12 protein-coding genes and 1 other RNA gene are annotated in these 13,957 nt (G+C 38.2%); 11 read left to right on the top strand and 2 right to left on the bottom strand.

Annotated features, from left to right (window positions below):
• Window positions 1-29: 29 nt before the first annotated feature.
• The 6 genes from pspB to tyrR all read left to right on the top strand — a co-directional run bounded on the left by pspB (window position 30) and on the right by tyrR (window position 5,989).
• Complete coding sequence (pspB, locus tag QZ562_RS04805; protein ID WP_293757467.1) at window positions 30-266, top strand: envelope stress response membrane protein PspB; 237 nt, start codon at window positions 30-32, stop codon at window positions 264-266.
• Window positions 263-727 (top strand): envelope stress response membrane protein PspC, encoded by a 465-nt coding sequence (pspC, locus tag QZ562_RS04800; RefSeq protein WP_293757465.1) that lies wholly within the window; start codon window positions 263-265, stop codon window positions 725-727. Before pspB ends, pspC begins: the two co-directional genes overlap by 4 nt.
• An 84-nt stretch (window positions 728-811) precedes the next feature.
• The gene (locus QZ562_RS04795) at window positions 812-2,242 is read left to right on the top strand and encodes a YcjX family protein (RefSeq protein WP_293757463.1); all 1,431 of its coding nucleotides are present in this window, start codon (window positions 812-814) and stop codon (window positions 2,240-2,242) included.
• On the top strand, window positions 2,239-3,303 hold the full coding sequence (locus tag QZ562_RS04790; protein ID WP_293757459.1) for a TIGR01620 family protein: 1,065 nt from the start codon (window positions 2,239-2,241) through the stop codon (window positions 3,301-3,303). Before QZ562_RS04795 ends, QZ562_RS04790 begins: the two co-directional genes overlap by 4 nt.
• Before the next feature lie 161 nt (window positions 3,304-3,464).
• Entirely contained in the window at window positions 3,465-4,265 is an 801-nt protein-coding gene (phhA, locus tag QZ562_RS04785; RefSeq protein ID WP_293757455.1) for a phenylalanine 4-monooxygenase, read from the top strand.
• Between the two features lie 164 nt (window positions 4,266-4,429).
• On the top strand, window positions 4,430-5,989 hold the full coding sequence (tyrR, locus tag QZ562_RS04780) for a transcriptional regulator TyrR (RefSeq protein ID WP_293757453.1): 1,560 nt from the start codon (window positions 4,430-4,432) through the stop codon (window positions 5,987-5,989).
• 191 nt (window positions 5,990-6,180) lie between these two features.
• On the opposite strand, the gene QZ562_RS04775 is transcribed toward tyrR, so the two are convergent.
• On the bottom strand, window positions 6,181-6,648 hold the full coding sequence (locus QZ562_RS04775) for an Lrp/AsnC family transcriptional regulator (protein ID WP_293757451.1): 468 nt from the start codon (window positions 6,646-6,648) through the stop codon (window positions 6,181-6,183).
• 214 nt (window positions 6,649-6,862) lie between these two features.
• Here QZ562_RS04775 and QZ562_RS04770 point away from each other — a divergent pair, with 214 nt between their 5' ends.
• Both QZ562_RS04770 and ffs read left to right on the top strand, forming a co-directional pair.
• The gene (locus tag QZ562_RS04770; RefSeq protein ID WP_293757509.1) at window positions 6,863-7,909 is read left to right on the top strand and encodes a Glu/Leu/Phe/Val dehydrogenase dimerization domain-containing protein; all 1,047 of its coding nucleotides are present in this window, start codon (window positions 6,863-6,865) and stop codon (window positions 7,907-7,909) included.
• A gap of 163 nt (window positions 7,910-8,072) precedes the next feature.
• An RNA gene (gene ffs, locus QZ562_RS04765) (signal recognition particle sRNA small type) lies at window positions 8,073-8,169 on the top strand.
• 27 nt (window positions 8,170-8,196) lie between these two features.
• Here the strand turns inward: ffs and QZ562_RS04760 are convergent.
• Complete coding sequence (locus QZ562_RS04760; protein ID WP_293757507.1) at window positions 8,197-8,466, bottom strand: late competence development ComFB family protein; 270 nt, start codon at window positions 8,464-8,466, stop codon at window positions 8,197-8,199.
• A gap of 316 nt (window positions 8,467-8,782) precedes the next feature.
• Here QZ562_RS04760 and QZ562_RS04755 point away from each other — a divergent pair, with 316 nt between their 5' ends.
• The 3 genes from QZ562_RS04755 to QZ562_RS04745 form a co-directional block, all read left to right on the top strand.
• Window positions 8,783-11,686 carry a TonB-dependent receptor gene (locus tag QZ562_RS04755; protein WP_293757449.1) on the top strand — a complete coding sequence of 968 codons (2,904 nt, stop codon included), beginning with the start codon at window positions 8,783-8,785 and terminating at the stop codon, window positions 11,684-11,686.
• A gap of 87 nt (window positions 11,687-11,773) precedes the next feature.
• Entirely contained in the window at window positions 11,774-12,691 is a 918-nt protein-coding gene (locus QZ562_RS04750) for a class I SAM-dependent methyltransferase (protein ID WP_293757447.1), read from the top strand.
• Window positions 12,692-12,696: 5 nt separating this feature from the next.
• Window positions 12,697-13,957: tetratricopeptide repeat protein (locus QZ562_RS04745; protein WP_293757445.1), on the top strand; the 1,261-nt coding region annotated here is incomplete at its 3' end.

Genomic DNA, 13,957 nt, shown 5'->3' with positions numbered 1-13,957 from the left:
GGTAGACACTGACAAGAAGGAGATGAATTATGGAAGACGTAATTGGGATAATAGTAGCACCTATCATTATATTTATGATCTTTGTCGCTCCGATATGGTTGATAATGCATTATCGGAGTAAAAAACAAATGAGTCAGGGATTGACTGAAGCTGAATATGGCACGTTGCAGGAATTAGCTGATAGAGCAGAGAAAATGTCAGACAGGATCCATACGTTAGAGTCTATTCTGGACGCTGAGGCGCCAGAATGGAGGAATAAAGTATGAAAACGTTTGGCAGTTTGCATCGTGATCCCAGTAAAGGAAAAATTGCCGGAGTGTGTGCTGGTATAGCCGAATATTTTGGAATGGAGATATGGCTAGTAAGAATTCTAACCCTAACTGGCTTTTTCCTACTAGCACCACCATTTTTCTTTGTTGGTTATATTGCAGCTTGGTTTGTTTTAGAAAAAAAGCCTCGAGGCTCATCACCTAAGTCTAGGAATGACGAACTTGCGAGCAAAAGCCAGCATAATAAAGTTCATAGCAAGGGATGGCACAATGTTTCGGAGCAAGAATCGGATAAAGTGATGGTGAAGTCTAAAGTTTGGCAAGCAGGTGAGCCCCCTAAGCAAGCTTTTATTGATATTAAACAACGTTTTACAAAAAATGAAAATAGACTCAGAAAAATGGAGACTTACGTAACATCATCCGAGTTTCAACTCAACCGAGAGTTAAGCAAATTATAGTATGTTTTTGACGGGTTAATGGTTCTTTGGCCTTAGCCCTCAATAATATCGCTTTTCAAAATACATAAGGTTGACAACGTTTTTATGCAGACCTCTTTTTTAAATCACCCTTCCATGCAATACAGCAAACAAAAGCTTAAACTTAGCGCCGCCAGACTGGTTAATAACCATGTTAACTTGGCAGTGACGGGATTAAGTGGAAGCGGTAAAACAGCGTTCATCACTTCTTTGGTTAATCAACTTATTGAAGCCAATGAAATTTCACATCTGCCTTTTTTTTCAGTGGTAAGAGAGTCGCGCCTAGTAGGTGTGAAAAGAGATGTGCAACCTGATTTAACCTTTAGGCGTTTTGCTTACGAAGATGCAATGACCAAGTTAAATCAAACGTCACCTGAATGGCCATCATCGACAAAAGGGATCTCGCAGGTAAGATTAAAAATAAAATACAAAAAAAGTAAAGGGCTGAGTAAATACTTAACCGAAGATGCCACATTGACTTTAGATATCACAGACTATCCCGGAGAATGGTTATTAGATTTACCGCTATTGAATATGGATTACATTCAGTGGTCTAAGCATTGTCAGTGTGAACTCAACGACCCAATTAGGCATGACTTAGCTGCTAGTTTTTGTAACGCGTTGTCAAATCTCGACTTAAATGCAAAAAGCGACGAATTGGCGCTACAAAAAATCGCAGAGCTGTATAGTCAGTATTTACTTACTTGCCAAAAACGTGGTTATCAGTTGTTACAACCAGGAAGATTTATTTTACCGGGTGAATTGAATGGTGCACCTATTTTACATTTTTTTCCTGTCACAGATATTCAACTTGAACAACAAGGAATCGACCTTAACAAGCCAATAAAAGACAGTAATGCAGACTTATTGATCAAGCGTTTTAAACATTATAAATTTCAAATCGTACAGCCATTTTATAAAGACCACTTCAAGGGATTTGATAGACAAGTTGTTTTAGTTGATTGTTTATCGGCATTAAATCGCGGTTATCATAGCTACCAAGACTTACAAAAAGCATTAGACTGGTTAATGGGCAGCTTTCAATATGGCTCTTCCAATATACTCAATCGTTTATTTCAACCTAAAATTGATAAACTTGTGTTTGCTGCTAGCAAGGCTGACCACATTACACCCGACCAGCAAACTAATTTAGTGAAGCTGTTGGATAGCATGCTGCACAGCGCAAGAAAACAAATACAGTTTGATGGTGTGAGCACTGAATCGACTGCAGTATCGGCAATTTGCGCTTCAAAACCAGGCATTGGCCAGCTTAATGGTGAGAAAATTCCAGTACTTCAAGGTAGAAATGCACAGGGGGTGGCCATCACATTGTTTCCTGGAGAAGTTCCACAGAGCTGCCCAAGTCCTGAATTTTGGAAACAGCAGCAATTTGAGTTCCCTAAATTATCCCCCCCACAAATGAATATCGACCATGCACTGCCACATATTAGAATGGATCAGGTGCTCGATTTTCTGCTAGCGGATAAATTAACATGAAACAATTGCTTAGCTCTGAAGAACAAAACCAGTTTGATGCAAACGCACCTAAGAAAATTAAAGCTGCACATGTTTTCAATAAGCAAGTACCCGATGACCCGTTACAAAACCATGTCAAACCAGCAATCATTGTTAGCGATGCTGATATATTTGAGCTGAGCGATGAACCGATAGATGACGAGCAAACACTAGGAGGCGAGGGGCAAAAAACCAGTAAAAAAACCAGTAAAAAGTGGTTTCTATTGATGTGTTTAGCCATATTACTGGCAAGCAGTGTTGAGTTAGTATTTTTTATCATTACTTTGGTTGATCAAATGGATTGGTTAGCAGGTGTATGGCTAGTTATTTTTTCTGTTTTTGGAATTCGGATTTTACGCCAAGTTTTTGTTGAGTTCACAGGATTAAAGCTACTTAAAAGCCAAGAAGATATTCGAAATCAATCTGAGCAAATAGCGAACACAAGTGTCATTGGGTTGGCTGAGCAACATTGCATGAAAGTAGCCAAAAGTCTTCCCAATGATTATCAATATTTAGTGGAAAGCTGGCGTGATAGCTTTAATTCTCATCACTGTGATAGTGAAGTTTTATGTTTGTTTGAATACCACGTTTTGGCTCCTATTGATAAAGTAGCCATAAAACAGGTAAGTAAAAATGCATCTGCAGCTACCGTTATGATAGCCGTTAGCCCGTTTGCTGTAATGGATATGCTGATAGTTCTATGGCGGAATATTCGGATGATGAATCAAGTGAGCAAAATATATGGTTTACATTTAGGTTATTGGGCCAGAATTAGGTTAATACGCAAAATATTCGACACTATGTTGTATGCAGGTGCCGCCGAAATTTTGTCTGATGCCGGTAATTATGCATTGAGTGCTGGAATAACAGGTAAGTTATCTACTCGAGCAGCACAGGGTATGGGTGCTGGAGTGTTGACCGCTAGGATAGGCTTAAAGGCTATTAATGAAAGCCGTCCTTTGCCTTGGCTGTCGCAAACTAAACCAAGTTTGTCAGGTGTCACTAAACAATTGTTAGCTGACCTAAACAAGCATTTTAGATGAGGTTTTAAATAATTTAAGCCGCTTAGTAACTGTGTTAATAAAAGTATATGTAAGCTTATATTTACGATTTACGCTTAACACGAATACATACACTAAGCTTTTGATTTGGCTTAGAACGGGTACAATTTTGGATATGTTATCTAGTGAAATTATGTAATTACATGTCAAAAATTACCCGTTATAAATCTCATCAGTCAGATGAAAATGGTATTGTAAACTGGAGCGCGCAAGAAAATAAAACTTGGGCAGCATTGCTAGAAGAGCAGCTTTGCTTAATCAAAGGGCGAGCTTGCGATGAGTATTTACACGGACTTAATCTGCTAAATTTACCTTCTAAACATATTCCACAATTAAGCGAAGTTAATTCTATACTAATCGAGGCAACAGGTTGGCAGGTAAAAGAAGTACCATCGTTAATAAATTTTGATGAGTTCTTTCGACTTTTAGCAAACAAACAATTCCCTGTGGCGACCTTCATTCGTTCAAATGAAGAGTTTGATTACTTACAAGAGCCTGATATTTTTCATGAAATTTTTGGGCATTGTCCATTATTAACTAACCCTGCTTTTGCACATTTTACCCATACTTATGGGAAGCTTGGTTATGCTGCAAGTAAAGAAGATAGAGCTTTCTTAGCTAGATTATATTGGTTTACAGTTGAATTTGGTTTAGTTGATACACCTGATGGAATACGTATATATGGCGGGGGTGTATTGTCTTCACCCGGTGAGACAATACATTCGCTCGAGTCAGATGATTGTATACATATGCCAATGCTGCCATTGGATGCATTAAGAACTCCTTACCGTATTGATATCATGCAGCCGATTTATTATATATTGGAATCATTTGATTCTTTATTTGATATTGCAGAGATGGATATTATGGAACTAGTGGACCAAGCCAAAAAACTAGGATTATTTGCACCCAAATTTTTACCCAAAGAAAAAAAAGTAAGTTAATTGGCTGCAACCTACAAATATACAAATTCGTCCATTTTGGAGCAGGATCACTCATATAAAAAAATTACCAAGTAAAAATACTGTCTAAGGTCAACTAATTGTAATAATATCTTTACGCTAGCCGAAATCGGGTTGGCCTAGTCTTGTATTAAATTGGGGTTGTAATGCGTTTAGAAGTGAACTGCCAGGATCGATTGGGCATTGCCCAAGATGTGTTAGATATATTAGTTGAGCATGAAATCGATCTACGCGGAATTGAAATCGATTTGCTAGGAAAAATTTTCCTTAACTTCCCCAATATTGAATTTGCTGATTTTCAACATTTGATGCCAAAGATACGTAAAATAGAAGGCATAGAGGATGTAAAAACTACACCTTTCATGCCTATAGAGCGCGAACAATATCAGCTGAAAGCATTGTTACAGACCTTACCCGACCCAGTTTTTTCGGTCGATACCAAAGGTAAAATAATCTTGATTAATGATGCTGTCGTATTAAGTTTAGATATCCCTAAGAATGATATAATTGGAAGTAATATTGCTGAGCTGCTAAAAGGATTTAACGTCATTCGCTGGTTGGAAGGTAAAAATCCCCAATCCCAATCTCAAAGAATAAGGTTTTCAGAGCAAGATTATTTGCTTGATATGCTGCCTGTTATGGTCCCCGACAATGATGGTGCTGACATCTTGGCTGGGGCAGTATTTATGTTAAAATCAGAACTAAGGTTAGGTCAACAACTTACTGTTTTTAATAAAGTAAGTGTTGATAGTTTTATTTCTATCCAAGCAGATAGCAAGGCAATGAAAAATGTGGTGAAAGAAGCTAAAAGAATGGCCGAGTTAGATGGGTCTATTATTATTTTTGGCGAAACGGGTACCGGTAAAGAGATGCTTGCCAAAGCATGCCATGAGGCAAGTAGAAGAAGTGAAGGAGCATTTTTAGCGCTAAACTGTGCGTCGTTACCAGATAATGTTGCAGAAACAGAGTTATTTGGTTTTGCCCCTGGTGCTTTTGGTCAAACCGACAACAAAGCCGGTTTGTTAGAATTAGCACAAGGCGGCACATTGTTTTTAGATGAAGTAGGCGACATGTCGGCACAGCTTCAAGTAAAACTTTTGCGGGTGTTACAAGATGGCAGCTATCGAAGGATTGGTGATGAAAAAGAGCTTCAAGTTGATGTTCGGATCATTTGTACCACTCAGAAAGACTTAGGTAAGTTAATGCAAGAAGGCCGATTCAGAGAAGATTTATTTTATCGTTTGAATGTACTAAGTCTGGTGTTGCCTCCCTTAAGAGAACGTAAATCAGATGTTATCGCTCTTGCTGAGCGTTTCATTAAACAGCACAGTGTTAAGTTAGGTCGTAAAACACCTAAAATGTCTAAAGCCTGTCTCGATTATTTACAAATTTATCCTTGGCCGGGTAATGTGAGACAACTTGAAAATGCTCTTTATCGTGCGGTTTCGTTATTGGAAGGCAACGAACTTGAAAAAGAAAATATACAACTGCCGTCATGCTCTGCGACAGTTAGTTTTGTTTCAGAAGAGTTCGCCGGAAGTTTAGATGATGAAGTAAAGCGTTTCGAAAAAGATATTCTGATGCGCTTATATCCCAGTTATCCAAGTACAAGGCAGCTTGCTAAGAAACTAGGTTTAAGTCATACCGCTATTGCTAATAAATTGCGCGACTACGGCATTAGTAAAAAGACGGTAAAAATAGCGTGATGATAACGTCAGTTAGTTTATAAATGCTGACTAAACACACAATGTTCATCTACTTTGAAATTACTCATCAAAAAACAAGATAAGTTTTTGGAAGGTAATTTCAAAGTCAGCTCAGCGATTCGAGATGGAGAGTGTTAGTAGATTCTTTAATTTTTGTGAAAATATTTACTATTTCTGAGCTAAGGTATTTCCTATAAATTTTTAATTGGTAACTCAGTTGTGTTTTTGACTTGTTTAAGAGCAAAAGTAGAACTTAAATGATCAACTAAAGGTAGGTTTGTTAGCTTAGTTTTAAGCAAGTGCTCATACTCTTCAATACTTTCAACAATGACCTTAAGTAAATAATCCTTGTCTCCACTTGTAGTATGACACTCCACAATTGATTCAATACTTTGCACCGCTTTTTCGAAATCATTTAATGACTCGCCGTCATGATTTTTCAAAGTGACGTAAATGAATACCGACACACCTAAATTCAACTTTTTATTATCAAGTAGGGTTACTTTTTGTAAAATAACTTTTTCTGCTTCAAGGCGTTTTACCCTTCTCCAACAAGGTGTGTGTGATAGGCCCACTCTCTGACTTAAATCAGCCATCGAAACAGTTGCATCTTTTTGCATGACACGGAGAATTTCTCGATCAAATTTGTCTAGTTTCATAAAATATGTTGTCTGGTTTAGAGCGTTAACTTGATCGGTAGCATGATGAAAGTTTAATTCTTTTTCAAGACAAAAAAGAGGATATTTATCCTAGTGACTCAATTCATTTGTAATTTATTGGTGTAACTAGAACAGCTAGTCAATAAAGTTGCAAAAGATGTCCTATATGTTTTGGGATATTATTAGCAATTAAGAATTTAAGAAGGGCAACATGATGTCGGTTTTTGAGCATAGCGAATATGATGGGCACGAACATGTGGCTTTTTATCAAGATAAAACCACAGGATTAAAAGCGATCATTGCTGTGCATAATTCAAACCTTGGTAGTGCGTTGGGTGGTTGCCGAATGTGGCCTTATGGAAGCGACGAAGAAGCATTACGAGATGTGTTGAGATTGTCAAAGGGTATGACTTACAAAGCAGCAATGGCTGGTCTAAAACAGGGGGGTGGCAAGGCCGTTATTATTGGCAATCCACGAACTGAAAAAACCATTGAAAAAATGTTATCGATGGGTAAGTTCATTGATAGTTTATCTGGTCAATATATTAGTGCCGAAGACTCAGGTTTGACTGTTGATGACTTGAAGGTAATGAGCAGACAAACAAAATATGTATCAGGTATTCACGCAAATTATCATATTAATTCTGAACCAGCCGATGGAAATCCTGCTCCTTCAACAGCTTATGGGGTGTATGTTGGCCTCAAGACTAGTGTTGAACATGTAATGAAATCAGACCTTAAGGGTGTGAAAGTAGCTATTCAAGGTTTAGGACATGTTGGTACTCGTTTAGCGAGACATTTACACAAAAAGGGTGTTAAGTTATTTGTGACTGATATGCATCCAGAAAATATTGAAAAAGCAGTTACCGAGTTTTCTGCCACGGCAGTCAGTCCTGAAGACATTTATGATTTAGATGTCGATGTATTCGCTCCTTGTGCAATGGGAGCTATTCTTAATGCCAAAAACATTGCAAGACTTAAGGTAAAAGTTGTTGCCGGGGCAGCAAACAATCAATTAGCCAAAGAAGAATGTGGTCAGTTGTTGGTTGACAAGGGAATTTTGTATGCCCCGGATTATGTACTTAACGCTGGTGGTATAATTGACATATACCACCAGTCTATATCAAGCTCTGATAAAGAATTACGAGACCATATCGAAAAAATTAGCGATACACTGCTAGAAATATATCATCGTGCTAAGTCACAAGGTCTTTCAACTAATATAGTCGCTAATCAAATTGCTGAAGAACGTTTTGGTTAATAATTACGTTAGTTGGTAATCAGATGGTTGAGAAAATTTTAAATAATTTCTATATTTTGTAATTATTGTTATAAAAGTGGGTTGCATCTGTCATAAGCTTTGTCCATAATGCGCCCGCTCTAGAACAAAGCTAAAGCTGTAAGTAGAGATTTCAATGGTGACCTTTCGGTCCCTTCGCAATGATAATTTGTGAACCCGGTCAGACCCGGAAGGGAGCAGCCGCAGCAAAGGACTCATGTGCCGAGGTGTGGCTGGGGGGTCGCCACCAAAATTTTCATTCAACATCATTAATTTCTTTCTAATTCTGTTTGGTCTAAAAAGCTAATGGCTTGACTCACAGCGTTTAGGGCATTCATTTCCATTTGTTGACGTTCACTTTGGTGCAGATAAAACGACATATCCACTTCAAATCGAATGTATCGGGGTGGGATCTGATTGAGTGCAAGGCAGCATAGGTCTGCCAAATAATCTTCATTTTTTGACTTACTCAAACCCAAAATCTCAATTCTTTCTAATACCAAATGTTTAACTTCTTGATGTATATTTTGGTATTTAATATATGCATCAAGAAGATATTTTGCTTGAGACTTTACACTTTTGGCACGTTTACAAATCTAATAACGCACCTCCAACAGTGAGTTAGTTGCTGAAATCACTTTAAAAAAATGATAGTCATGTTATAAAATTGTAAACAATTTTTTACTAGTTTAATGCAATATGCTGCTTGATTGGTTGTATCTAATAATCTATGCCACTCATCTTATTGACCAACCGACCTAATTGCGTATATTATCGTCTAGAGGTTCACTACCTTGTTATTAAAAGTCGTTTCAACGACAAAACACACTAAAATTGTGGTCCAGGGAGACATACATGTTTACAAATTCAAAATTGGCGAAAGCCATTCGTCTAGCAGTCGTTTGCGGAGCGGCATCTGCCTTAGCTCCTACAGCGGCATTAGCTCAAGAAGAAAATACAGATAGTGCGGAAAAATCAATAGAAAGAGTATCTGTTGTCGGATCTCGTATTCGACGCGCAGAGTTCGCTGCAAACGCCCCCGTCGCCTCTATAGGCGCTGAACAGTTCGAATTAAGCGCTACGTTTAACACCGAAGCTTTACTGAATACTCTTCCTCAGGTAATACCAGGTCTTGACAGAACATCAAATAACCCAGGTGACGGAACTGCGTCAATCGATTTACGTGGTTTAGGTGCCAACAGAACTTTAGTATTGATAGATGGAAAGCGAACAGTTCCAACTAGTAGAGGCGGTACTGTTGACTTAAACTCAATCCCTACTGCATTGATAAAAAATGTTGAAGTATTAACTGGTGGTGCATCGGCCATATATGGCTCTGATGCGATTGCTGGTGTTGTTAACTTTCAACTAAAAAATGACTTCGAAGGTGTTCAGATTTCTTCAGGCTATAAAGAAACTGAAAGCGGCGATGCAGGTCTTTTTAACGTTGATTTCACTTTGGGTGGCAACTTTGCTGAAGGCAAAGGTAACCTTGTGTTTAATCTAAGTTATACAGACCGTGATGATTTGTTCCAAGGCGACCGTGATTTTGCCACCACTGCATTGTTTGATGATGGTGATGGCGGTTTAGAGCCAGGTGGTTCTAGTGGTGTTCCAGGAACAGCAATATTTAACGGCGGTTTTGCAGCATTTTCTCCTGATAATGCTGGAATAATTTTTGGCCAAGATGGCGGTATTCGTCCATTTGTAAGTAGCGGTGAGGTTAATGACTTTTATAATTATGCCCCAGTAAACTACATTCAATTACCTCAAGAACGTCATCAGGCAACCGTGCTAGGTACTTATGAAGTTAGTGAAAGCCTAGAGTTCTATGGCAAGTATATGTTCACTGATAGCCGTGTTCCTTCACAATTGGCTCCTACTCCTATCTTCCAAACCTCTACTTTTACACTTGACGGAAACCCTTTTATTACTTCAGAAGCGCAACAAATAATTTCTGATGCTATTGGTTTAGATGTCGACACAGATATGGACGGCATTGCTGACGAAGCTGGTGGCGGTTTATTACGTCGTCGTTTGCAAGAAGTTGGTCCTCGTCGTTCAGAAGATGCTTACACTTCTTATCAATTCCAAGTAGGTGCTCGTGGCAATGTTGGTGATTCTAGCTGGTTCTATGATGTATTTTATCAAACAGCAAAATCGCAGAATGCTAACGCACAGTTAGGTAACGTTAACCGTGGTCGTTTTGACCAGTCGTTATTGTTAGCAACAGATGATGCTGGGCAAGTAATACTTGATGCAGATGGTAATCCGTCTTGTGCAGATGCCTCAGCCAGTGGCTCTACATCAGCTTGTTCACCACTAAATATCTTTGGTGAAGGTAATATCTCTGAAGAATCGGCTCAGTTCTTAAGAACAGCAGTTTCAGCAACGGCACTATTTGAACAGAAAATCTGGGGTGCTTCACTTTCTGGCGACACTAGCGATTGGTTTGAATTACCCGGCGGTGCAGTAGGTATCGCTGTAGGTTATGAGCACAGAAACGAGTTTTTTGAATTCTTACCTTCTCAAGATTTAGCCGCAGGAACTATTGCTGGTTTTAACGGAGCGCCTGCTCTTGCTGGTGGTTTCACAGTAGGTGGCTATTTTGTTGAAATTGATATGCCATTTCTAGATGGTGTTAAATTTGCAGATTCATTAGATATGCAATTAGCATATCGTTCTGAAGATTACTCTTCTTCAGGAACAGTAGACAGCTATAAAGTTGCTGGCTCATGGGCACCTGTTGATACCTTTAGAATACGTGCAGGTTTCAATACTGCAGTTCGTGCTCCCAATATTGGTGAGTTATTCTCTCCGCGTGGCGAAGGTTTCCCTGGCGCAGCTGATCCATGTGCTGGAAACGGCCCTGCGGCATTACAAACTGAAGCAACTAGAGCTATATGTTTAGCAACAGGTGTTCCAGCTGACGTAGTCTTCAGTAATGCTATCAACCCAGCTTCAGGTCAAGTTCGTTCAATTGGCGGTGGTAACCCTAACTTAGTTCCAGAAGAAGCAGAAACCTTAACAATTGGTTTTGTTTACGATGTGAGTGAAGATATGTCGTTGAGTATTGATTACTTTGATATTCAAATTGATGATGCGGTTGCTAGTTTTGGTGGTGGTACCAACAATATATTAGCGACTTGTTATGACCCTTCTGTTACCGGTTCTGGTGCAGGCGGTCAGTTCTGTAATACAGTAAACAGACGTGCTGATGGTACGATTGATTTTGTTGAGACTGGAAGCCAAAACGTAGCATCTATTACCCTTAAAGGTGTCGATGTTATATTGGGTTATGATATCGAAGCTTTTGGTGGAGATATATCAGTTGATTACCTAGGTACCTTCACTTCTGAAAGTGATTTCTTGCCGTTTGAAGGCGGAGAGCTTATCGAATGTGCTGGTAATTTTGGCGCGAACTGTGGGCAACCTGTCCCAGAGTATAAGCATCGTACATCAGTAAGATATGCAACAGATGACTTTACTGCTCAGTTAGCATGGCGACATGTTGGTGAAGTTAACGATGATGATGATGGGTCAGTTTTCACTGTTGAGTCTATCGATGGTTATAACTACTTTGATTTATCTGGAACGTATTATATCAATGATAATTACCGTTTAACTGCTGGTATTGATAACTTGCTTGATAAAGCTCCACCAGTAATTGGTGATAACGATCAACAAGCAAATACTTGGCCTGCAACTTATGATGTATTCGGTCGTACTGGATATATAACTTTTACTGCTGAATTCTAATTTAAGTAATTTGATTAGTTAGTAATTAAATAAGTAAGACAAAAAGGTGGGCTTAGCCCGCCTTTTTTATTTTTTGTTGAGGGTACAATGAGTCAAAGTGAAAACTGGTCTGACTACTGGGAATATGAAAGTTCAAAAGGTGAAGTGTTTGTTGATAAATTAGGCAATAAACATCCTGAATTAGCTGAGTTTTGGAAGCAAATATTTAATGACTTTCAGCCTACCGATCGAATAATTGACTTAGCGTCAGGTGCAGGTTCCATATTTCATTCAGTCAGTCATCAAACTTATTTAAATCTCTATGCGGTTGATATTTCGAATGTTGCTCTTGTGCGTCTTCAGGAAGATATTCCTCAAGCACAGGTACAAATAGGTTCATGTAATAATTTATCTTTTTCAGATAGTAGTTTTGAACATGTGCTGAGTCAGTTTGGCATCGAATATTCCACAGAAGATGGCTTTTACGAAGCGTTGCGAATTATGACTCTTAAGGGAGATTTTGTAGCGCTTGTACATTATAAAAATGGTTATATTGACGATAGAAATGCAACTGAGTTAGAAGGAGTTGATCTGCTTATAGATAGTTCATTTATTGATTTATCTAAAAAAATTGCCAATTCATTCAATAATAAAGACACCACAAGAACTCAAACATATTTTAAAGAATTTTCAGCTATTGAACCTATTGTTCATGCTTATTGTGTTAAGCATAGTTCCGGTATGACGGCCCATTGTTATAATGGTTGTAAAAGGTTATTACAGGAATACGCCAAGTATAACCACGCAGATGTCATTGAATGGTTTGAAAATATGCATCAAGAACTTCAACAGGCTCAGGTGAGGCTTCTGAACATGAGAGGTGTCGCTTTTTCAAAAGATAGAATGGCTAAAATGGTCGACGCTCTTGTAAAAAAAGGAGCTAAAGAATTATCAGTCGAACCATTTGTTCTTGGTCAACACGATAAACCTGTGGCATGGATTTTGAAGTTTAAAAAAGAGAATTAACTGAATTGAATTATCTTCAAAGAGGCTTTGCAGCACATAATCGTGGTGAATTTTCAGAAGCTGAAAAATATTATTTGTGTCATTTAAAAGACGTTGCAAACGACTTTAACGCATTACAATTACTTGGCATGTTAGCTTATAAGGCTGAAGATTACCAAAAAGCCATTAGTTATATGCTGCAGTCTCTGAAGCATAACGCCAACCAACCTAATACTGAAAATAATATAGGCAATGCGTATAAACGAGCCTCTGAATATAAAAAATCACGTCGACATTATGAAAACGCGATCCAATTAGAAGAAAAATATCAGGATGCATGGAATAACCTTGTATCATTGCTTGTTGAAACTGAGGAATATGTAGAGGCACTCTCTGTAGCTAATCAAGCAGACACATTGTTTGGCCATTCTAAACGTTTGATACTTTTATGTGCTCAAGCTAGACGAGGATTATTGCAACATGAACAAGCGATCACATTGCTTAACTCTATTATACAATATGAACCAAACGATGCTTCAGCAAAACTTGAATTGGGAAAAACTTATTTTAGTGCAGGGCAGTGTGAAACGGCGATTCATTATTATTTTGAGCTCATAAATGCAGGGATTAATGAATTTGCAATATGGCATAACCTTGGTAATGCATATTCAAATTTAAGTCGATACGATGAGGCAATCGAAGCTTATCAGAAGTCGATTAACTTAAATCCAGCCTATGCACAGTCATATAAAAACATGACTGAATTAAAATGGGAAATAGGCGATCATCAAAACTTATTTACACATTATAAAAAAGCATTTGAATCATCTTTACACAGTGTAGATTTGCAATTAGATTATCTTGAACAAGTTATACGGCTTGGGCTGAATAAAGAAGCTTTAAAGATTGTTGAGGCTCTAAGCAAAGTGAATCGTTTGAATGCTCGCTTTATCGGTTTGTCTAGCCGTGCATGTAAGGTTAATGGTGATATTAAAAAAGCTTTTGAACTCGAAAAAAAAATACTCACTCTTAAATTTATACCCACAGAAGCTAGACTTAATTTTGTTGAAACTGCATTACAAAGTAATGAATTTGAAGTGGCTCACCTAGAACTGAATAAGGTTTTACAACTCGAACCTGACAATCAGTTTGCATTAGCCTTAAGCCACACTGGTGCACGTCTTGCTCCGTTATTGTTTGACACGTCGGTATTGTCAGTTGATAAATTTATCTTTGAATTTACCATCAAGCCCCCTAAAGGCTTCAGCACAACAGCTACATATTGCC

This window comes from uncultured Paraglaciecola sp., assembly GCF_913058035.1.
Taxonomy (GTDB): domain Bacteria; phylum Pseudomonadota; class Gammaproteobacteria; order Enterobacterales; family Alteromonadaceae; genus Paraglaciecola.
Note: the sequence above shows the minus strand (reverse complement) of the source record. Positions and strands in the feature narration are given on the sequence as shown.

What these genes read in the sequence shown, in the direction of transcription:
- phhA (WP_293757455.1), top strand. Translation starts at nt 3,465, where the DNA reads ATGTCAAAAATTACCCGTTATAAATCTCATCAGTCAGATGAAAATGGT.
- pspB (WP_293757467.1), top strand. Translation starts at nt 30, where the DNA reads ATGGAAGACGTAATTGGGATAATAGTAGCACCTATCATTATATTTATG.
- QZ562_RS04795 (WP_293757463.1), top strand. Translation starts at nt 812, where the DNA reads ATGCAGACCTCTTTTTTAAATCACCCTTCCATGCAATACAGCAAACAA.
- QZ562_RS04750 (WP_293757447.1), top strand. Translation starts at nt 11,774, where the DNA reads ATGAGTCAAAGTGAAAACTGGTCTGACTACTGGGAATATGAAAGTTCA.
- QZ562_RS04770 (WP_293757509.1), top strand. Translation starts at nt 6,863, where the DNA reads ATGTCGGTTTTTGAGCATAGCGAATATGATGGGCACGAACATGTGGCT.
- QZ562_RS04755 (WP_293757449.1), top strand. Translation starts at nt 8,783, where the DNA reads ATGTTTACAAATTCAAAATTGGCGAAAGCCATTCGTCTAGCAGTCGTT.
- QZ562_RS04775 (WP_293757451.1), bottom strand. Translation starts at nt 6,648, where the DNA reads ATGAAACTAGACAAATTTGATCGAGAAATTCTCCGTGTCATGCAAAAA.
- pspC (WP_293757465.1), top strand. Translation starts at nt 263, where the DNA reads ATGAAAACGTTTGGCAGTTTGCATCGTGATCCCAGTAAAGGAAAAATT.
- QZ562_RS04790 (WP_293757459.1), top strand. Translation starts at nt 2,239, where the DNA reads ATGAAACAATTGCTTAGCTCTGAAGAACAAAACCAGTTTGATGCAAAC.
- tyrR (WP_293757453.1), top strand. Translation starts at nt 4,430, where the DNA reads ATGCGTTTAGAAGTGAACTGCCAGGATCGATTGGGCATTGCCCAAGAT.